Source organism: Thalassobellus sediminis, assembly GCF_044386045.1.
GTDB classification, from domain to species: Bacteria; Bacteroidota; Bacteroidia; order Flavobacteriales; family Flavobacteriaceae; genus Thalassobellus; species Thalassobellus sediminis.
Genome location: NZ_JBISCD010000040.1, coordinates 1,840,203 through 1,859,775, shown reverse-complemented (window position 1 = coordinate 1,859,775; position 19,573 = coordinate 1,840,203). Strand labels below are relative to the sequence as shown.

Below are 19,573 nucleotides of genomic sequence, written 5' to 3'. Positions count from 1 at the left end.
ATCCTAAACCAACAACTTATCCACCTCAACCACATCACCAATTTTCATAGGCTTTAAATGAATATCTCCTACCCTAACACGTACTAATCTCAAGGTTGGAAACCCCACTGCCGAAGTCATTTTTCGTACCTGTCTAAACTTCCCTTCGTTTAAAATTATAGAAACCCACGATGTTGGTCCATGCCTATCATCACGTATTTTTCGCGAACGCTCCTCAAAATCTGGATTAGCATCCAACTTAAAAGCGTTGCAAGGTTTTGTTTGATACTTTTTACCATCAAAACCAATTTCTACGCCTGTTTTTAATTGCTCAATAGCTTCTTCCGAAATATTACCATCTACTTGTGCATAGTATTCTTTTTCAACCTTTTTACTATTTACAAAAGCACTCGTTTGTCCATCAGTAGTCAATAACAATAAACCCTCCGATTTCTCATCTAAACGACCAACAGCCATAATACCTTCAGGAAAATCATGAAGTTCGCCCAAAAAATTTTTAGATTGTTGTTTTGAGGCATTACTCATAAACTGACTTAAATACCCGTACGGTTTGTAAATTATAAAATGACGATGTTTTATATCTTCCAAAAGAATTCTAATTAATTACTTCTTTATGTGATTTCTCTCTGCGTTCGAAATGACTCATATCTTGCCGCTCAAGATATCGTGAACCAACTCTTTGGTCGGTGTTTGCCCGTTTATTTTAGTTCTAACGGCATCAAAAGTCATTTTAAAATCACATCCCGATTTATAAGCAGTACACCCATAGGCTGAATTCCCTTTTATAACCGTTCCTTTTTTACATTTCGGACAGATTAACTCATCAGGTTTCGCTTTCGCGGAAGTTTTCTTTGGCTCTAATTTGAGTTTGAAATTTTCATCAAAACGCAATAAACCTTCAACAGTACCTGCATCCGTCTTAAAACCTTTTAAATTAACCGTAGAACCTTTTTGAAGCAATCTAACAAACTGTTTTTCTGATATTTTTTTACCTGAGAAACTAAAAGGCAACACAAAATCGCATCCCGATTTAAAAGCAGAACAGCCATAAGCACTTTTTCCTTTTAGAAGTTGACCTTTTTTACATTTCGGACAAACCTCAGCAGTGATACCCGCTTGTTTTTTTACAGCAGACTTCGCTACTCTAACTCTACTTTTAATAACATTTTCTTGCGAAATATTAGCACGTTTGGTTTCACTTCTCACTTCGTAAACCAAAGCGTCTACCATGCGCTTCATGTTTTTAATAAACGCACCTGCGCTAAACTCACCTTTCTCTATATCTTTTAATTGCTTTTCCCAAGAACCTGTTAATTCTGCTGATTTTAAGATATCGTTTTGAATGGTATCAATTAACTGAATACCCGTAACTGTTGGTAATACTTGTTTTTTATTACGCTTAATATATTTTCGTTTAAAAAGGGTTTCAATTATATTGGCACGTGTAGATGGTCGTCCAATACCATTTTCTTTCATTAAATCACGCAACTCTTCATCATCCACTTGCTTTCCTGCTGTTTCCATAGCACGTAATAAAGTTGCCTCTGTAAACTGATTAGGTGGCTTCGTTTCTTTTTCTAAAAACGATGGTTCGTGAGGGCCTTTTTCACCTTTTTCAAAAGTTGGCAAAATCCCTGATTCTCTTTCTTTAGCATTCGGATTTTCAAATACAACACGCCAACCCTTTTCTAAAATCTCTTTACCAGTTGTTTTAAAAGATACCTCAGCAGCACTACCAATAACCATTGTATTTGCCACAGAACAATCATCATAAAACACCGCAATAAAACGTTTTACAATAATATCGTAAACCTGCTGCTGGTTGTATTGCAGATTAATTTGAATCCCCGTTGGAATAATCGCGTGGTGATCGGTAACTTTTTTATCGTTAAAAACCTTAGTCGATTTTTTTATTTTCTTTCCTAAAAGTGTTTGAGTTAATGTGGAATAATTTGTCAGCTTTTGAAGAATCCCTGCTACTTTAGGGTAGACATCGTTTGGTAAAAACGTAGTATCAACTCTAGGATAGGTTACTACTTTTTGTTCGTATAACTTCTGAACAATCTTTAAAGTTTCATCTGCCGAAAATCCAAACTTCGTATTACAATACACCTGCAAGCCTGTTAAATCGAATAACTTGGGCGCATATTCTTTCCCTTTCTTTTTGGTAATAGATACTATTTCAAAATCACTTTCCTTTACTTTATTTGCTAAAGTTTCTCCATCTTCCTTCTTTAAAAAACGACCTTCTTCGTAACTAAAAAGCGTCTCTCGATACAACGTTTGTAATTCCCAATACGGTTGTGGTTTAAAATTTTCAATTTCTTTAAAACGATTCACAACCATCGCCAAAGTTGGAGTTTGTACACGACCAACTGACAACACTTGCTTATAACCACCATGTTTTACGGTGTATAATCGTGTGGCATTCATACCTAATAACCAATCGCCAATAGCTCTTGAAAACCCTGCGTAATATAAATTATCGTAATCTTCAGCGGGTTTTAATTTTTCAAAACCTTCTTTAATAGCTTCTGTTGTTAATGATGAAATCCATAAACGCTCTACCTTGCCTTTATAATTAGCTTCATTCATCACCCAACGTTGAATGAGTTCTCCTTCTTGCCCCGCATCCCCACAATTTATAACAAGCTCTGCTTTATCAAATAAACTTTTTACAATATTAAATTGCTTTTGTATACCCGAATTCAACACCACTTTGGTTTCAAATTTCTCAGGCAACATGGGAAGATTATTTAAATCCCAACTTTTCCAATGGGGTTTATAATCGTTAGGTTCTTTTAAAGTGCATAAATGCCCAAATGTGTATGTTACCGCATAACCATTACCTTCGTAATAGCCATCGCGCTTAGAATTCGCTCCTAAAACAGATGCAATTTCTCGGGCAACACTTGGTTTTTCGGCTATACAGACTTTCACTCGTTCTTATTTAATTTAGAACTTGCAAAATAGGAATTTTGATATGGTTTATAAAAGAGAATTGTTAGGAGTTATTAACTAATTGGTAAGGTTGAAAAATTGATGTTTTGTGTAACGACGTTGATATGAAATCGTTTTAATACTGAAATAAATTCAGCATAAATATTTTATATCATACGCTAAACGAAGTTAGAAAATTTTCTGACAAACTCAAGTTTACAAACTTAATTAAAAACCTATATTTAACACAAAATTTCTACTGGCATTAATCTAGAGTCACAACACGACCTTCTTCCGCAGATAAATACGCAGAATAGATAACATTCACGCAATCTACAGCGAGATCTATTCCTGAAAATGGATCTCGGTTATCTCGAATAGCATACACGAAATCTTCAATTTCTTGAGCAAAGCCTCGAAACCAATCTTCGTCGCAACTCGGTCTATTCCATCCTGCTTTGGTTTCTAATTTTTCTGTAAAATATTCATCACCAAAAGTCGCAGGATCTACAGCATATGTTTCTATAGCATCGTTAGAAGTCATATTTGCTTTAATAACACCATCCGTCATAAAAGCAGTTACACGTGTATTTAATCCACCAAGCCCAGTATCACTAACAAGTACTGTAGCTCTTGAGCCATCATCAAATCGAATGGTTACATTCGCCCAATCTTCTACATCTACAGGATTTGAACTAATCCAATTATGGGCATTTGCTTTCTTTGCGCGTTCGGAAGCTTCGGTATGAATTAAATCGGCAACATCTGCCATAACAGACACCGGACGAATAGGGCGACCTAGACGTTTTTCGCCTTCCCATTGTTTAATATGCAAACAAGCACCAACGGAATGTGCGCCCATTCGTAATAAGGCACCGCCACCTGTATTTTTCCACTGACGAGAATATAATGAGTTTGACCCCGAATGATTTTCTTCTGCACGTAATTCTAAAATAGAACCTTTAGACGCTGCAATAAGATTACGCATTTTAGCTATGGTTGGCGAATACACCCAGTTTTCGGCATAACAAAACCGAACACCATTTTTTCTAACCGCATCTCTAACAGCCTCTGCATTTTTTCTCGCACCTGCTCTCATTCGAGCACGTGCCACATGAAGACCGATTGGTTCTTGATCTCCTGGCTCACCAAAATAACCAGTAAGCGGTTTTTCCATAATAATATGCTTTCCAGCTTCTGCTGCTCGAATAGCTATTTCATGATGGGTTGCTGGAGGTGTACAAACATCTATAACATCGATATCATCTCGATTAAGAAGTTCGTCAAAATTATTGGTCGCAAAAGAAACACCAATCTCCTTAGCAAAAGCTTCTGCACTTTCTAGAGAACGTGAACAAACCCCTCTAATTTCAATTAAACCTTGAGGTAATTTTTTATAATTTTCATGATGCATGTGCGCACCATATCTTGAACCTACAATACCAATACCAAGTGTTTTCATATCTGTGATTTACGTATTTAATTCCTTTAATAACTTAGTTAATGCATTAAAGGTAGTAAGTTATGAAATTCTTTATTTATAAGAGCAAACTACTCTTTTTCAACAATACTCAATGCCAAACGGATTTTAAAATAATCAATACTTTCGTTAAAATATTCGAAATAAGGTCTCAATGCTTTTGGAGCGCCTAAGGCTTCTTTTGCTTTTCTCACAGCTTCCACATCGCTTTTGGAAACAAAATCGTATAAATTTATTTTTTTTCCGGTGCTATATAATTTAGCAATATGCGAATATATTGTTGTGGTGTTTAATTTGCGTTCAAGCGCTATTTCTTCAATAGACAATCCTGATTTATAAAGCTCGTAAGTAACAGTATAAGTATCTGCTTTTTTAGGTTTATTAACTTTAGAACCCATGAAATTCATGATTTCTGCCATAAACTCATCACCATAAACTTCTAGTTTACGTTGTCCTACACCGCTAATACTTAAAAAATCATCGTCGCTTAATGGACGCTCTCTTTCAATTTCTTTCAAAGTCGCATCACTAAAAATCAAATATGCTGGAATCCCTTCTTCTAAAGCTATTTTATAACGCAACTGGCGGAGACGCTCAAATAAATTATCGGTAACTGATTTCGCTTTAGCTTTCGTTTTTGTTCGTTTTAATCTAGTCTTTCGTTCTTTTACTACAGGCTTAACTTCGGTAACAGCAACAGGTTTTGTTAATGCTACTTTTGCACCTTTAAACAATACATTACTAGAAAATTCTGTAAGTTGTAATGCATTATGTTTATTAAATGCGATTTCACAAAAGCCTTGATTTATAAGCTGAATAACAAAATGTTGCCAATGTTGCCATGAAATATCTTTACCAATCCCGAATGTTGAAACTCCCTGATAGCCTTTTGATACAATAGTAGCGTTTTGCGAACCACGAAGCACATCGATAATAGTCCCCATAGCTTCTTGCTGTTTTAAATGATATACCGTCGACAGGATTTTTTGAGCAATAACAGTACCATCGAAAAACTCTGGCGGATTTTTACAAACATCACAGTTCCCACAATTTGAACCTAACAACTCACCAAAATAGCTCAGCAAAATTTTTCGTCGACAGGTTGTAGACTCTGCAAACTGTTTCATTCTGTCTAATTTCGCTATTTGAACTGCTTCATTAGAAGCGCCACTTGCAAAATTTTGTAGCTGAATAACATCGGCATAACTATGAAACAATAAAGCGTGAGACTTTAAGCCGTCTCGTCCCGCACGACCAATTTCTTGATAATAGCCTTCAATATTTTTAGGCATATTATAATGCACAACCCAGCGTACATTCGATTTATCGATCCCCATACCAAAAGCGACGGTTGCACAAACAATTTGGGTTTTATCATGTATAAACGATTCTTGAACTTTGGAGCGTTTATCAAAATTTAAACCCGCATGATACGCTTCAGCAGGAATACTATTGGCTTTTAATTTACTAGATAATTGCTCTGTAGTTTTTCGGCTTAAACAATAAATAATACCCGATTGATTGGGTCTTGCTTTTATAAACTTAACAACTTGAGAAATCCTGTTATTTGCTGGACGTACTTCTAAACCTATATTTTCTCTATCAAACGATGATATGAATATTTTAGCTTGCTCAATACGTAGTTGCTTTACAATATCTTGTCTTGTAGCCTTATCGGCCGTTGCTGTTAAAGCAATAAAAGGGATATTTGGTAATGTAGTTTTTAAAAAACCTAGTTGCTGATAAGATGGTCTAAAATCGTGCCCCCAAGATGAAATACAATGCGCTTCATCTATGGCTACACAACTTATATATTTTTCGGTTAAAATATTTTGTAATGCTGCTAAACTTTCTGGCGCAACATAAAGTAATTTTATTTCTGCTCGAATTACATTTTCTATAATAGCAAATTGCTCTTCACTACTTTGACTACTATTAAAATAAGATGCAGGAATTCCATTGGCATTTAAACCATCTACCTGATCTTTCATCAAGGCAATTAATGGTGAAATTACAATAGTTACACCTTTAAATGATAATGCTGGAAGCTGAAAGCAAATAGATTTACCTCCACCCGTTGGCATAATAACTAAACAGTCTTTTTTGTTTAGTACAGCCTCGACAATATCTTGTTGATTTGTTCTAAAACTATCGTAACCAAAATAGTTTTTTAAGTTTAAAAACACTTGGTTTTTAACTGCTTTTTCAGGCATTTATGGAAGTCTAAATAGTAAACATTAAAAAACAATCTGTTTTACCATTCACGTTTTTTATTCAATTCTTCAAGTGCAGCAAGTTCTTTTTGAGGAATCACTTTTAAGAATGAAGGATGTTGTTCGATGGCATACTCTATTTTTTTTACGATATCGTCAGTAGATTCGTTATCGTAATCAATTTCTAAAGGTGGTTTTATTTCAAAAGATTGTAAAATATTTTTCTTCTTTATTCGTAAACCTTTTTTATCAAACGATCTTCTAAAACCATCAATAACAATAGGTACTACAATTGGCTTATAGCGTTTTATAATATGAGATGTTCCTTTTCTAATGGGTTTAAATGGTGTCGTGGTTCCTTGAGGAAATGTAATAACCCAACCATCGTCTAAAGCCTTTCCTATACTTGAAATATCACTCATTTTTACTTGCCTTTTCACATCTTGACCTTCCGATCTCCAAGTACGCTCGATACTAACAGAACCCATATAAGCCATGATTTTAGGCAACAAACCTGCTTTCATGGTTTCTTTGGCTGCAACGTAATATATATTCAGTTTCGGATTCCAGATATAACCTATATTTTTTATAGAATCTGTACGACCACTTAAACTTGCATTAAACACATGAAACATAGATACCACATCGGCAAAATAGGTTTGATGATTTGATATAAAAAGCACGTTGGTATCTGGTAAATCTTTAATTATTTCAGAACCCTCTATTTGTAATTCATTAAAGCCTCTAAAACGCCTATGAGTTAGTACTCCAAAAATTCTAATGAGCCATTTTTTTAAAAATAGTATATGCCCGAATGGATTTCGTTTAAATAATCCCATAAATCAAACGTCAAATTGGTTAGTTGCTGCAAATGTAACAAATCTTGCAAACTAGAGTAATTGTTTTAACAAGTCTTTAATTTCACTTAACATCATAGCTGTAGCTCCCCAAACGATGTGTTCGTTCAATTTAAAAGCAGGCACCTCTGTCTCAATACTATATGAGGTTTTTACATTTTTAGTTACCAGATTTTCATCATCTAAAAAATGGCATAAAGACACCTCTATAATAGCCTCAACTTCATCTTCTTGCTTAATAAACAGCGGTTTTACCTTACATGTACCTATAAAAGGATACACATAAAAATTACTTGGCGGAATATAAACTTGAGATAATTGCCGTACTACATCTATAGATTCAATAGGAACACCAACCTCTTCATAAGTCTCCCTAACTGCCGCTGCTTCCATAGAGACATCATCATTTTCCAACTTCCCTCCAGGAAAGGCTACTTGTGCAGAATGCACGCCTTTATATGATTTTCTTAAAATTAAGACAAAATGGGTTTTATTGCTTTCATCTGGATAAAACAAAACCAAAACACCTGCTTTTTTCGCATCTTTTATAGCTTCTTTTTGTTGTTTTAAAAGCGCCTGCCTATACGGAGGCACCATTTTAAAGTGAGAAGCTTCGGCTGGAAGCTGTATATTTTCTATTTTTGATAACGATTTTAAAAATTCATCAAAATTCATTTATATGCGTGTTGTATTGCTTTTATGTTGTTTCTTTTTATTTCTGAATTGTGAAGATAAACATTCTAAGACTAAAAAAACGATTGAAACTACAGTAACAAAATCTGATAAAAAAGAAACAACGAAAGACACTATAAAAACTAAAGAAGAAGTATTTCCAAAGCTAGACACTAAGAATGCTATGTATTTTTTTAAGGAATACGATAAGCATCACAAAGAAAATAAAGTGCGTATTACTACTGATTTTGGTGCTATTGATATTTTACTTTATAATGAAACAAAGTACCATCGTGCTAATTTTATTTATTTAACAAAACAAAAGTATTTTAATGATACCCAGTTTTACAGAGTTATTGATAACTTTATGGTACAAGCAGGAAATAGTGATGATAAAAAAACAGCTAGAAAACGTGGAAAAATTGGAAAATACTTATTACCACCCGATACAAAGCGAGGCTTTAAACATGATAGAGGTGTTATTTCTATGCCTAGTAGCGATATTGATAATCCGCATAAATTAGCATCGCCTTTTGAGTTTTTTATTGTGCAACAAAAAGGAGGCTCACACTTTTTAGATGGCGATTATACTATTTTTGGACGTGTTATTAAAGGTATGGATGTGATTGATAAAATAGCTGCTGTTAAAACCGATGATGCAGATTGGCCTTTACAAAATATTTACATTCGAAATGTTGAGATTATTGAGTAATGAGTGTTAAAAAAAATATTATTACTTCCTTAACTTATAATTAAAATTTTTAGATTTGATACTCTCAGGATAAACGATTCGCACAATTTTTGTAAAAACAAAAACGGGCTCTCTGCTTACATGTCTTGGGTGTAAAAATTATAATCTTTTAAAATAACATCTATAAATTCCATATCGGTTTTTTGTTTTACTTCTTTAATTTGAACAACTTCAATGAGCTTTTTTCTTAATTTTATTAATGTTTGAAAATCTCGTGATGCTCTGGCGACTGTAAATGTATCTTTTATAATTCGGGCATCATTATCAGATAATTTAATAACATTAGGATAGGTTGGTTTATAATCGCTTTTTAAATTTTCTAAAATAGTATGATTAATAGTTACTTTGTCTTTTAATGCAATAACGGCTGTTCCTGCTGCCATATCGCCCAATCTCTGTTGTTTTTTATTGAATAGAATTATGAAAAAACCCAATCCGAAAATATAAATGTCTGCAATTCTAAAAAACCAACGTACCACATAATCTGAAAACGACGCTTGATATCCATCAATTTTAACGACTCTTATATTTAGTGCTTTTTTTCCAATAGTTTGTCCTTCTAATAACGACTCTAAAACCAACGTATAAAACATAACAGGAAAACTTAGCACGGTATTAATACCTATTTGCGACCATTCATCCATATTATCGAACACACCAAACGTCCAACTCAACAGCAGCATATAGCCTATTTTTATAGCCATATCAATGATAAATGCCAATAATCTTTCGCCAGCTCCAACAGCCGAGAATTTTATTTTTACATTTTGGGTCGTGTTAATTTGTAACTCTGACATTTTATATTTTAATTTATCAAATATATGAGAGAAGTTTCATTCATCAAACAAAATAAGGAAAAATGGTTGAGTTTTGAAAAGGCTGTCTTTAATAATGACTTTAAAGATCCTGACGAACTAGCCTCACAATACATCCATTTAATAAACGATTTGGCTTATGCACAAACCTATTACCCTAAAAGTAAGGTTATTGTATATTTAAATCAGTTAGCGGCTAAAGCATTTCAAAAAATTTACAAAACAAAACGGGAAGACACCAATAGAATTATTGGTTTTTGGAAAACCGAAGTGCCTTTAATTTGTTATGAATACCGAAAATTTATTTACATAGCTTTTATCATCTTTTTTGCTTTCACTTTTATTGGTGCAATTTCTGCTGCTAACGATGGTGAGTTTGTGCGTTCTATTTTAGGAGACAATTACGTAAACATGTCTTTAGAAAACATTGAAGCTGGCGACCCTGTGGCTGTTTATAAAAGTGGCAGTAATTGGGGAAGTTTTATTGGCATTACTATAAACAACTTAAAAGTTGGTATTATTGCTTTTGTTCTGGGTGTTTTTCTAGGTATAGGTACACTTTACATTATGTTTAAGAACTGTATTATGCTTGGCTCTTTTCAATATTTCTTTTATGATAAAGGTGTGTTTTGGGAAAGTGTTCGTGGTATTTGGATTCACGGTTCTATGGAAATATTTGCCATTGTTATTGAAGCTGCAGCAGGTTTAATTCTAGGTGCTAGTATTTTATTTCCTGCCACACATTCTAGATACACCTCCTTTAAACAAGGTGCTAAAACAGGAATTAAAGTTTTAATAAGCACCTTTCCGTTTACATTTTCGGCAGGTTTTTTAGAAGGTTTTATTACTAGGTATTCTAACATTATGCCACATTGGCTATCTATAAGTATTATTTTAATTACACTAGGCATTATAAGCTATTACTACCTAATATATCCTTTTAAAATTCAGAAAGAAATTACCCAAAATACTACTTTTAACCTAGAATCTATTTGAAGCTAAAACAATTACATATTATACTCTTTTTGTTTTTGGTAATCGTAAATTACCAAACAGTTTCTTGCTCTACTAGTTTTCAAGAACCTAAACAAATAAGGCATTTTGATGAAGATTTTAAAGACCACTACTCTAGTAATAAATACAATTATGAAGGCAAAAAAGTAGTTAACGAAACACCTAGTGGTTCTGGTAAGTATGAAGATTATAAAAACAAAAAGCCTCGTATAAAAGATGATAATGATTCTGATAGTTTTAGTATAAATCTAGGCCCCTTAAGTTGGCTATTTTATGCTGCTTTGGCTATTGCTGTTGTTTACTTGGTTTATTTTCTATTTAATGAAGGCGGCTCTGGATTATTTTCATCAAAACAACATCAAAAAATTAATAATTACGAAGACATAACGGCAGAAAACATTGAAAACGCCGATATAAATTCATTAATTAAAAATGCTGAAAACAGTGATGATTACAGGTTGGCTATCAGGTATTATTACCTACTTGTATTAAAAAATTTAAGCTTAAAAAATTATATAAAATTTGAAGATGACAAAACCAATGCCGAGTATTTAAACGAAATTAGCAACAAACCTTTTAGTGATAAATTTTCATACACTTCGTATTTGTACAACTATATTTGGTATGGCGAATTTCCGTTAGATATTGATCAGTACAATAATGCTAAAAGTAATTTCGCAACCCTTTTAAAGCAAATTAAATAATGAAAAAAGCTCTTCCTATTGTTTTCGTTATTGCCGCTTTAATTGTTACAGCTGCCATTGCTATTGGTATTAAAAACACAAAAACCGTAGATTGGGAAGAATCTTTTAACGAAAAAAGCAACAAACCATATGGCGTAAGTGTTTTTTACAAAGAATTGCCAAAGCTTTTTAAAGACCATAAAATTAGAACTGTTTATCATCAACCTTCAAGTTATTTAAGAGCAAATTCTGAAGATGGTTATGGCGAACATGTTGCAAAAGGTAGCTTTATTATTATTGGAAATTCTGATTATTTAACTGATGAATCTGTTGATGAGCTTCTCAACTTTGTTGATGCGGGAAACACGCTATTTATTTCAGATTATTATTTCCCACAAAAATTTCATGACACTCTAGATGTTAGTGTTGATTATATTGAAAATGAAAAAGATAGTATTTCTTATGAATCTTTAAAACAGATAAATATTGATGCTATAAAAATTGATAAAAATGCTAGCGATCAATATTTTTCAGATTATGATTCTATACATCATATTGTATTAGGACATTCAAAAATTGACTATAAACACGTTAATTTTTTACAAGTTCCTTTTGGTAAGGGCACCGTTTTTTTACACCTAGAACCTAAAGCCTTTACTAACTATAACCTTTTAAAAGAGGATAGATATAAATATATAGAAGGCGTTATATCATATTTACCTGAAAATAATGTCTATTTTGATTCGTACACAAAAATACAATCAGGCTATGATGGCGATGTTGAAAAAGAATCAAACCTAAGTTGGTTTTTAGAACAACTGTCTTTTAAATGGGCTTGGTACACAGCGCTTATTTTTGGTATTCTATTCATGATTTTTAATGCAAAACGCAGACAACGTATTATTAAAATTATAAAACCATTACAAAACACAACGCTTGCTTTTGTTAAAACTATATCTAATTTATATTTTGAAACTCAAGATCATAAGAACTTAATAGATAAAAAAATAACGTACTTTTTAGAAAAAATAAGAAGCGATTTTAATTTAGATACCACAACTTTAAATGAAGATTTCATTCAGAAGTTAGCATCAAAAACAGGAAAGAAAAAAGAAGAGGTAAAAAAACTTATCGATTTTATAAATTGGTTACGAACCAAAAATGAGTTTTTTGAAGACAACTTAATAAAATTGAACCGACACATAGAAGCATTTTATTCAAAATAATTATGGACGAAAATAAAGAACCACAAAACCAACCTGATGCAACACCAAAAGCCGATGTTGTAGACTCTATTGATAGTAGCGCATTAGAAGACACTAATAATTTACAATTTGAAAACCGATTGGATTTATCTGAACTTCAACAAAGTGTTCAAAAAATAAAAGACGAAGTTGGTAAAGTTATTGTTGGACAAAAAGACATGGTAGACATGCTAATTGCATCGCTTTTAGCAAAAGGACATGCCTTAATTGAAGGTGTTCCTGGAGTTGCAAAAACGGTGACGGCAAAATTATTGGCCAAGTCTTTAAGTGTAGGGTTTAGTCGTATTCAATTTACACCAGATTTAATGCCGAGTGATATTTTAGGAACTTCTGTTTTTAACTTAAAAGATTCTGAATTCGAATTTAAAAAAGGACCTATTTTCTCTAACATGATTCTTATTGATGAAATTAACCGAGCGCCTGCCAAAACACAAGCAGCCTTGTTTGAAGTTATGGAAGAACAGCAAATAACTATTGACGGACACCAATATAAACTTAATGCCCCTTTTATAGTATTAGCAACCCAAAACCCCATAGAACAAGAAGGTACTTACCGTTTACCAGAAGCTCAATTAGACAGGTTCCTGTTTAAAATAGATGTAGATTATCCTAATTTAGAAGAAGAAATTGAAATCATTTCTAGAGAACATGCTCTAAAAGAAAAAGTAAAAACAGACGAAATCACTTCCTTTTTAACAGGAGAACAAGTTGTTAATTATCAAAATTTAGTAAATCAGATTTTAGTAGAACAGCATTTACTTAAATACATTGCAGAACTTATTGTAGCAACTCGTAATAATCAGTTTTTATATTTAGGAGCATCGCCAAGAGCCTCTATTGCCATACTAAAATCTAGTAAAGCTTTTGCAGCCATGAGCGGACGCGATTTTGTAACACCAGAAGATATAAAACGTGCTGCCATTCCTGTTTTACACCATAGAGTTATTGTAACGCCAGAACGTGAAATGGAAGGAGTAACGAGTAAACAAATTATCAAACAAATTATTGAAACGGTAGAGATACCTAGGTAAGTTTCAGTTGGCTGTATGCAATCGTAATTCACAATAAATCATTATATATATTATTTTAACAAATAAAAAAAACATGTTTAAAAACCCATTTTCATTTAAAGGAAGAATTAGAAGAACCGAATACGGACTAAGTTATTTAATATACGCAATATTTACTTCAATAATTAATGGCATAGCAGAATCAATAGAAAACGGCTTTGAAATTGTTATTATATTAATCCTTTTAATACCAATGTTATGGTTTTTATGGGCTCAAGGAGCAAAACGCTGCCATGACAGAGGAAATAGTGGTTGGTATCAAATCATTCCTTTTTATGCGCTTTGGATGCTTTTAGCTAATAGTGAAGTAGGACCTAATGAATATGGAGACAATCCTAAAGGTATTGGTAATGGTAGTGAAATTGATGACATAGGAAAAGCTATTGAAGGTTAAACAATTAAGAACAAATCAACACATAAAAAGCAGCAATGAAATTCTTTAAACCATTCTACATACAACCTCGTTTTTTCTATGCTGGTATTGGCATTGTGGTTTTGTTTGCTTTAAGTTATTTCATTCCTATATTATTTAATGTTGCACAACTTTCTATTTTAGTTTTAATTCTACTTTTTGTTTTAGATTTTCTAATGATATTCATAGGAAAAAATAAAATTGAGGCCTCTAGAATTTTACCTGATAAATTTTCTAATGGCGATAAAAATCAAATAAAATTAAACATTAGAAACAACTTCCCTATTTTAATTCATCTAGAAGTTATTGATGAGGTACCCGAGCAATTTCAAATTCGTGACTTTAAAATTAAAGAATCTATTGCACCTCGTAAAACACGGTCTATTAAATACGATTTAAAACCTAGCGAACGTGGTGAATATCACTTTGGAAACTTAAATATTTACGCCTGTTCTATTTTAAATTTAGTTGCTAAACGCTTTACGTTTAACCATGGCGCTATGGTGCCAACATATCCAAGTTTTAAACAGTTAAAAAAGTTTGAACTTTTAAATATTAATCAGAACTCCTTAGAGTACGGACTTAAAAAAGTACGCCGTTTAGGGCACTCTATGGAATTTGAGCAAATAAAAGATTATGTTTTAGGCGACGACTTACGTACCATAAACTGGAAAGCTACGGCAAAGCGCAACCAATTAATGGTCAACCAGTTTCAAGATGAAAAATCGCAACCTGTTTATTCTATTATAGATAAAGGGCGTATTATGAAAATGCCTTTTGATGGATTAAGCCTTTTAGATTACGCTATAAATGCCGCATTAGTAATAAGTAATATTGTACTTAAAAAGCACGATAAAGCAGGCATGTTTTCTTTTTCTAAACGTATTGATAATATTGTTGTAGCCGAAAGAAGAAGCTCGCAAATGCAATTGATTCTAGAATCACTATATAATGTGAAAACCGATTTTTTTGAAAGTGATTTTAGCCGATTATATGCCAGTATAAAAAGGCATATCACACACAGAAGTCTTATTTTAATGTACACTAATTTTGAAACATTAGACGGGTTAAACAGGCAACTCCCCTATTTAAAAGCCATTTCAAAAAGTCATTTATTAGTTGTTATATTCTTTAAAAACACAGAATTAGATATACTAATTAAAAATAAAGCTGAAACTGTACAACAAGTTTACGACAAAGTGATTGCCGAAAAATTTGATTTTGAAAAACGCCTAATAGTTAACGAACTTAAAAAATATGGCATCTATTCTATTCTAACTACTCCTGAAAACCTTACGATAGATACCATTAATAAATATCTAGAAATTAAGGCTAGAGGTTTATTGTAAAAAAAGACCTTAAAAATTAATTCAAGGTCTTAACTGCTATTAATAAACTCTAAAACTACACAGTTTCACTTAACCATGCTTTCATCATCCAAACCGTTTTTTCTTGCTCAACAATAAAATCGCCCATCATAGAATTGGTTCCTTCATCATTAGCATCTCCCGATTTTTCTAAAATAATACGCTCAATTTTTAATAATGCTGTTAAAGAATCAACAATTAAACTAATTGCTTTTTCATCTTGTGAAATATTTTTTCCAATAGGCACTTGCGCATTTGCTGTATAATCTTCAAACGTATGTAAAGGTGTTTCTCCCAAAGTTAAAATACGCTCTGCTATTAAATCTACTTTCATATTCGCATCGGTATATAACTCTTCAAATTTTACATGTAGATCAAAAAAACGCTTGCCTTTAATGTTCCAATGTATCCCTCTTAAGTTTTGATAATATATTTGAAAATTAGCCAGTAAATTATTCAAATCTCCAGCTATTTCTTTGGTTTTTAAGGTATCTAACCCTATACTATTTAATGTCATAATGATCTCTTTTTTTATCTAAAACAAAATTAATTTATAATTAACAGTTTAAACTATAAATTTTATTGATAGTTTTTATATTTTTATAGTCTAAATTGATAACTCATGACAATTACACAACTATATTATGTTTTAGCTGTTGCTGAAAATCAAAATTTCACTAAAGCTGCCGAAAAATGTTTTGTTACACAACCAACATTAAGTATGCAAATTCAAAAATTAGAAGACGAATTAAGCATTCTTATTTTTGACAGAAGTAAGAAACCTATAGAATTGACTGATGTTGGTAAAAAAATTGTAACTCAGGCAAGAAACATTGTAAATGAATCTTATAGAATACAAGACATTGTAGATCAGCAAAAAGGATTTATTGGAGGTGAATTTAAACTAGGCATTATCCCTACAATTATGCCTACGTTACTTCCTATGTTTTTAAAGGCTTTTATAAAAAAACATCCTAAGGTAAAACTTAAAATTGAAGAGTTAACAACCGAAGAAATAATTACCAGAATTAAAGATGGGCATTTAGATGCTGCTATAGCTGCAACACCTTTAGAAGATGAAAACATTAAAGAACGTGTGCTTTTCTTTGAACCTTTTGTTAGTTATATTCCTAAAGGACATAGACTTCACACCAACCAAAAAATTGATGTATCAGACTTAGATATTAGTGATATGCTTCTTCTTGAAGATGGACACTGCTTTAGAGATGGTGTTATTAACTTATGTAAGGCATTCAAAAATCATGAAGACGACAAATTTCAACTAGAAAGTGGTAGTATTGAAACACTTATAAAACTTTCAAATGAAGGCTTGGGTATGACACTGCTTCCTTATTTACATACATTAGAAATAAACGATAAAGAAAAAGAGAACTTACATTATTTTAATGAACCTTCTCCTGCAAGAGAAGTTAGTATTCTTTATCATAAAAGTGAATTAAAAATGCAAATTGTAGAAGCGTTACAAGATGTTATTGCAGGTATTGTAAGAGGAGCCATTGCTTTTCAGAATGTAAAAATTATTAGTCCGCTACCCAAAAAATAGATTAAAAATAAAAAGCGACCTCTTGGTCGCTTTTTTTATGATTTCAAATAAATTAAACATTGGTTTAATTCTGGGTTTTGCTGTACAATAGAATGAATAAAAATTTTAAGCTCTTCAATCTCATAAGGTAGTAAACGTTCTACTGCCTTTTGTACTTCTTTGCAAAACAACGTAGCATCAAAACTAACTTTATTAAGTACAGTTTTTGTATACTCAAGCATTGCTCTTGCCATATTACTTACTAGGTTTTGGTTTAAATTAAAAGTAGATTTTTTGTATAGGCGTTATCTTTAATTAACATCTAAATTTAGTGAAAAATTAGATTAATTATAGATTTTAAATAAACTTTAACAGTTAAAATCGATTATCGCCATCTAACAAATCGCCTAAACCGCCTAAAACACTTCCCTCTCCTTTACTGCTTCCGCCGCTTCTTGGAGCAGAAGCTAATACTCTACCAGCTAATCTGCTAAATTGTAACGATTGTATATAAACAGTACCTGGACCTTGAAGTTTGGCGAAAAATAGACCTTCACCTCCAAATACGGTGTTTTTTATACCGCCTATAAATTCAATATCATAATCTACGGTTTGGTCGAAACCAACAATACAACCCGTATCAACTCTTAAGGTTTCTCCTGCCTGTAATTCTTTTTTTGCCATGGTACCGCCTGCATGAACAAATGCCATACCATCTCCTTCTAGTTTTTGCATAATAAAGCCTTCGCCTCCAAAAAGTCCGCGTCCTAGTTTTTTAGAAAACTCGATACCAACACTTACCCCCTTTGCTGCACAAAGAAAAGCATCTTTTTGGCAGATAAACTTTCCTCTAAATTGCGCTAAATTAATAGGAATAATTTTTCCAGGATATGGTGAAGCAAAAGATACATTTCGTTTACCAACTAAATCATTATAAAAAGCAGTCATAAACAAGCTCTCACCTGTTAGAATTCGTTTTCCTGCTCCTAATATCTTTCCTAAAAAACCAGAATCTTTTTGAGAACCATCACCAAAAATGGTTTCCATTTTAATGCCATCGTCCATCATCATAAAACTTCCTGCCTCGGCTACAACGCCTTCTTGCAGGTCGAGTTCTATTTCTACATACTGCATTTCTTCGCCGTAAATTCTATAGTCTATTTCGTGTGATGTCATTTTCTAATGTTTTTCTTGTGCTGAATTTATTTCAGCATCTTTATTCGTTTATTAGTTGACTTACTTATAGTTTTGTTACAAAGTTTTAAAAACTTTAATGAATTAATAAAATGATTTTTGAGCAAAGACGCAAAGTATAAATGTATCTCATTTTTCTAATTACTGAATACTGCCTACTGTTTACTTCTAAGTTTAACACTCCACTCGAAACTAAAAGTAGAAACAACAACACCTTCTTCATTAACGCCTACAGATTCCATACAGATGGTTTCCCCCTCGCCTGTCTCAATTGTTTTTTTTAATGCGTCATTTATTAAGTTCCCGTCTTTGCAGGTAAATGTTATTCTTCCGGTTGCCTTTTTAGTGAACACCGATTTATTTGAAGTAACTAACATAGAAATTGGTTTCCCAGATTCTTGAATTTTAGCTATCATTAAAGCGCCTGTTGTAAGTTCGGCAGCCATTCCTTGTACAGCCCAAAACATAGATTTGAATGGATTTTGATTTATCCATCTGTGCTTAACGGTTACTACACAAGTCTCATTATCTATAGATTTTACTCGAACACCTGTAAAATATGCGGCAGGTAACTTAATGATATTGAATGTATTGATTTTACTGGGTGTCATCTTCATGTTAGATATATTTTTATAAAAATATTGAAAATAGTTCAGACTAAATAATGTTAAAATTTTGTTAATTTTTAGTACTATGCGAAACAAAGTACCTGTTTTTAGACATATATTTGCATAGGATATTATTATATACTTTAAAATCATGTTAGATAATCATCAAAAAAACATCGCCACATTTATTCATTTATCGACCTTTAGTAGGTTTATTATTCCGTTTGGAAATTTTATTGGTCCTATAATTTTATGGACTGCCAATAAAGAAAAATCGGAGTTTATAGATAACCATGGTAAGCAAGCCATCAATTTTCAAATGAGTGTTTTATTGTACGCTATTATTATAGGAACACTTACTATTCCGTTTTTTATTTTTAAAATATTTAGTGGTTTGGATTTTATAGATTTTAATGGCTTTCATGATTTTCATATTAATGTTGGCAAACCGTCTCCATTACTTTATATAGGTGGTGGTTTAGGAGCTTTAGCTGTTATAGGCTTTATATTAGAACTTGTTTTTATTGTACTAGCAAGTTTAAAAGCTAGAGATGGTGCGTATTATAAGTATCCGTTTACCATTAACTTTTTAAAGTAAGCTATGACTTTTAAAGAAAACATAAATAGCAAATGGGAGCGCGTTAGGGATTGCAGAGAAAAGCCCACAGCGAGGTACGAGCGAGGACTTG

Annotated in this window: 20 protein-coding genes; 9 read left to right on the top strand and 11 right to left on the bottom strand. The window is 32.4% G+C overall.

The window, feature by feature from the left end:
* Positions 1–3 precede the first annotated feature (3 nt).
* From ACH5TW_RS14655 to ACH5TW_RS14630, 6 genes are all read right to left on the bottom strand, one after another.
* Positions 4–594 (bottom strand): pseudouridine synthase, encoded by a 591-nt coding sequence (locus tag ACH5TW_RS14655; RefSeq protein ID WP_439337519.1) that lies wholly within the window; start codon positions 592–594, stop codon positions 4–6.
* Positions 595–642: 48 nt separating this feature from the next.
* Positions 643–2,940 (bottom strand): DNA topoisomerase 3, encoded by a 2,298-nt coding sequence (locus tag ACH5TW_RS14650; protein ID WP_439337253.1) that lies wholly within the window; start codon positions 2,938–2,940, stop codon positions 643–645.
* Positions 2,941–3,205: 265 nt separating this feature from the next.
* Positions 3,206–4,402 (bottom strand): Gfo/Idh/MocA family protein, encoded by a 1,197-nt coding sequence (locus tag ACH5TW_RS14645; RefSeq protein WP_439337252.1) that lies wholly within the window; start codon positions 4,400–4,402, stop codon positions 3,206–3,208.
* Between the two features lie 89 nt (positions 4,403–4,491).
* A complete protein-coding gene (recQ, locus tag ACH5TW_RS14640) occupies positions 4,492–6,633 on the bottom strand; it encodes a DNA helicase RecQ (protein WP_439337251.1) in 2,142 nt (713 codons plus the stop codon).
* A 41-nt stretch (positions 6,634–6,674) separates the two neighbouring features.
* A complete protein-coding gene (locus ACH5TW_RS14635; RefSeq protein ID WP_439337250.1) occupies positions 6,675–7,472 on the bottom strand; it encodes a lysophospholipid acyltransferase family protein in 798 nt (265 codons plus the stop codon).
* Positions 7,473–7,523: 51 nt separating this feature from the next.
* Complete coding sequence (locus ACH5TW_RS14630; RefSeq protein WP_439337249.1) at positions 7,524–8,165, bottom strand: NUDIX hydrolase; 642 nt, start codon at positions 8,163–8,165, stop codon at positions 7,524–7,526.
* 4 nt (positions 8,166–8,169) lie between these two features.
* Between ACH5TW_RS14630 and ACH5TW_RS14625 the strand changes: the two genes are divergently transcribed.
* Positions 8,170–8,874, top strand: coding sequence for a peptidylprolyl isomerase (locus ACH5TW_RS14625; RefSeq protein WP_439337248.1), 705 nt, complete (start codon positions 8,170–8,172; stop codon positions 8,872–8,874).
* 116 nt (positions 8,875–8,990) lie between these two features.
* Here ACH5TW_RS14625 and ACH5TW_RS14620 read toward each other — a convergent pair whose 3' ends face one another.
* The gene (locus ACH5TW_RS14620) at positions 8,991–9,710 is read right to left on the bottom strand and encodes an RDD family protein (RefSeq protein WP_439337247.1); all 720 of its coding nucleotides are present in this window, start codon (positions 9,708–9,710) and stop codon (positions 8,991–8,993) included.
* A gap of 24 nt (positions 9,711–9,734) precedes the next feature.
* Here ACH5TW_RS14620 and ACH5TW_RS14615 point away from each other — a divergent pair, with 24 nt between their 5' ends.
* From ACH5TW_RS14615 to ACH5TW_RS14590, 6 genes are all read left to right on the top strand, one after another.
* Positions 9,735–10,724, top strand: a complete 990-nt coding sequence (locus tag ACH5TW_RS14615; RefSeq protein WP_439337246.1) for a stage II sporulation protein M — start codon at positions 9,735–9,737, stop codon at positions 10,722–10,724.
* Positions 10,721–11,446 (top strand): hypothetical protein, encoded by a 726-nt coding sequence (locus tag ACH5TW_RS14610; protein ID WP_439337245.1) that lies wholly within the window; start codon positions 10,721–10,723, stop codon positions 11,444–11,446. Before ACH5TW_RS14615 ends, ACH5TW_RS14610 begins: the two co-directional genes overlap by 4 nt.
* Positions 11,446–12,651 carry a DUF4350 domain-containing protein gene (locus tag ACH5TW_RS14605; protein WP_439337244.1) on the top strand — a complete coding sequence of 402 codons (1,206 nt, stop codon included), beginning with the start codon at positions 11,446–11,448 and terminating at the stop codon, positions 12,649–12,651. The genes ACH5TW_RS14610 and ACH5TW_RS14605 overlap by 1 nt, the downstream gene beginning before the upstream one ends.
* A 2-nt stretch (positions 12,652–12,653) precedes the next feature.
* On the top strand, positions 12,654–13,721 hold the full coding sequence (locus tag ACH5TW_RS14600) for an AAA family ATPase (protein ID WP_439337243.1): 1,068 nt from the start codon (positions 12,654–12,656) through the stop codon (positions 13,719–13,721).
* A 73-nt stretch (positions 13,722–13,794) separates the two neighbouring features.
* Complete coding sequence (locus tag ACH5TW_RS14595; protein ID WP_439337242.1) at positions 13,795–14,154, top strand: DUF805 domain-containing protein; 360 nt, start codon at positions 13,795–13,797, stop codon at positions 14,152–14,154.
* A 35-nt stretch (positions 14,155–14,189) separates the two neighbouring features.
* Complete coding sequence (locus ACH5TW_RS14590; RefSeq protein ID WP_439337241.1) at positions 14,190–15,521, top strand: DUF58 domain-containing protein; 1,332 nt, start codon at positions 14,190–14,192, stop codon at positions 15,519–15,521.
* Positions 15,522–15,576: 55 nt separating this feature from the next.
* Here ACH5TW_RS14590 and ACH5TW_RS14585 read toward each other — a convergent pair whose 3' ends face one another.
* On the bottom strand, positions 15,577–16,056 hold the full coding sequence (locus tag ACH5TW_RS14585) for a Dps family protein (RefSeq protein WP_439337240.1): 480 nt from the start codon (positions 16,054–16,056) through the stop codon (positions 15,577–15,579).
* A 105-nt stretch (positions 16,057–16,161) separates the two neighbouring features.
* Here ACH5TW_RS14585 and ACH5TW_RS14580 point away from each other — a divergent pair, with 105 nt between their 5' ends.
* On the top strand, positions 16,162–17,103 hold the full coding sequence (locus tag ACH5TW_RS14580; RefSeq protein WP_439337239.1) for a LysR substrate-binding domain-containing protein: 942 nt from the start codon (positions 16,162–16,164) through the stop codon (positions 17,101–17,103).
* Between the two features lie 35 nt (positions 17,104–17,138).
* Here the strand turns inward: ACH5TW_RS14580 and ACH5TW_RS14575 are convergent, their stop codons facing one another.
* The 3 genes from ACH5TW_RS14575 to ACH5TW_RS14565 all read right to left on the bottom strand — a co-directional run bounded on the left by ACH5TW_RS14575 (position 17,139) and on the right by ACH5TW_RS14565 (position 18,893).
* Positions 17,139–17,336: a hypothetical protein gene (locus tag ACH5TW_RS14575; protein WP_439337238.1), complete on the bottom strand. Its 198-nt coding sequence runs from the start codon at positions 17,334–17,336 to the stop codon at positions 17,139–17,141.
* A 121-nt stretch (positions 17,337–17,457) separates the two neighbouring features.
* Positions 17,458–18,258 carry a TIGR00266 family protein gene (locus ACH5TW_RS14570; RefSeq protein ID WP_439337237.1) on the bottom strand — a complete coding sequence of 267 codons (801 nt, stop codon included), beginning with the start codon at positions 18,256–18,258 and terminating at the stop codon, positions 17,458–17,460.
* A 173-nt stretch (positions 18,259–18,431) separates the two neighbouring features.
* Entirely contained in the window at positions 18,432–18,893 is a 462-nt protein-coding gene (locus tag ACH5TW_RS14565) for a DUF4442 domain-containing protein (RefSeq protein ID WP_439337236.1), read from the bottom strand.
* Positions 18,894–19,035: 142 nt separating this feature from the next.
* Between ACH5TW_RS14565 and ACH5TW_RS14560 the strand changes: the two genes are divergently transcribed.
* Positions 19,036–19,482: a DUF4870 domain-containing protein gene (locus ACH5TW_RS14560; RefSeq protein ID WP_439337235.1), complete on the top strand. Its 447-nt coding sequence runs from the start codon at positions 19,036–19,038 to the stop codon at positions 19,480–19,482.
* The last annotated feature ends 91 nt before the right edge of the window (positions 19,483–19,573 follow it).

Coding starts and splice junctions, on each gene's coding strand:
- ACH5TW_RS14605 (WP_439337244.1), top strand. CDS start 11,446: ATGAAAAAAGCTCTTCCTATTGTTTTCGTTATTGCCGCTTTAATTGTT.
- ACH5TW_RS14630 (WP_439337249.1), bottom strand. CDS start 8,165: ATGAATTTTGATGAATTTTTAAAATCGTTATCAAAAATAGAAAATATA.
- ACH5TW_RS14615 (WP_439337246.1), top strand. CDS start 9,735: ATGAGAGAAGTTTCATTCATCAAACAAAATAAGGAAAAATGGTTGAGT.
- ACH5TW_RS14560 (WP_439337235.1), top strand. CDS start 19,036: ATGTTAGATAATCATCAAAAAAACATCGCCACATTTATTCATTTATCG.
- ACH5TW_RS14635 (WP_439337250.1), bottom strand. CDS start 7,472: ATGGGATTATTTAAACGAAATCCATTCGGGCATATACTATTTTTAAAA.
- ACH5TW_RS14625 (WP_439337248.1), top strand. CDS start 8,170: ATGCGTGTTGTATTGCTTTTATGTTGTTTCTTTTTATTTCTGAATTGT.
- ACH5TW_RS14590 (WP_439337241.1), top strand. CDS start 14,190: ATGAAATTCTTTAAACCATTCTACATACAACCTCGTTTTTTCTATGCT.
- ACH5TW_RS14570 (WP_439337237.1), bottom strand. CDS start 18,258: ATGACATCACACGAAATAGACTATAGAATTTACGGCGAAGAAATGCAG.
- ACH5TW_RS14580 (WP_439337239.1), top strand. CDS start 16,162: ATGACAATTACACAACTATATTATGTTTTAGCTGTTGCTGAAAATCAA.
- ACH5TW_RS14645 (WP_439337252.1), bottom strand. CDS start 4,402: ATGAAAACACTTGGTATTGGTATTGTAGGTTCAAGATATGGTGCGCAC.
- ACH5TW_RS14600 (WP_439337243.1), top strand. CDS start 12,654: ATGGACGAAAATAAAGAACCACAAAACCAACCTGATGCAACACCAAAA.
- recQ (WP_439337251.1), bottom strand. CDS start 6,633: ATGCCTGAAAAAGCAGTTAAAAACCAAGTGTTTTTAAACTTAAAAAAC.
- ACH5TW_RS14575 (WP_439337238.1), bottom strand. CDS start 17,336: ATGGCAAGAGCAATGCTTGAGTATACAAAAACTGTACTTAATAAAGTT.
- ACH5TW_RS14585 (WP_439337240.1), bottom strand. CDS start 16,056: ATGACATTAAATAGTATAGGGTTAGATACCTTAAAAACCAAAGAAATA.
- ACH5TW_RS14620 (WP_439337247.1), bottom strand. CDS start 9,710: ATGTCAGAGTTACAAATTAACACGACCCAAAATGTAAAAATAAAATTC.
- ACH5TW_RS14595 (WP_439337242.1), top strand. CDS start 13,795: ATGTTTAAAAACCCATTTTCATTTAAAGGAAGAATTAGAAGAACCGAA.
- ACH5TW_RS14565 (WP_439337236.1), bottom strand. CDS start 18,893: ATGAAGATGACACCCAGTAAAATCAATACATTCAATATCATTAAGTTA.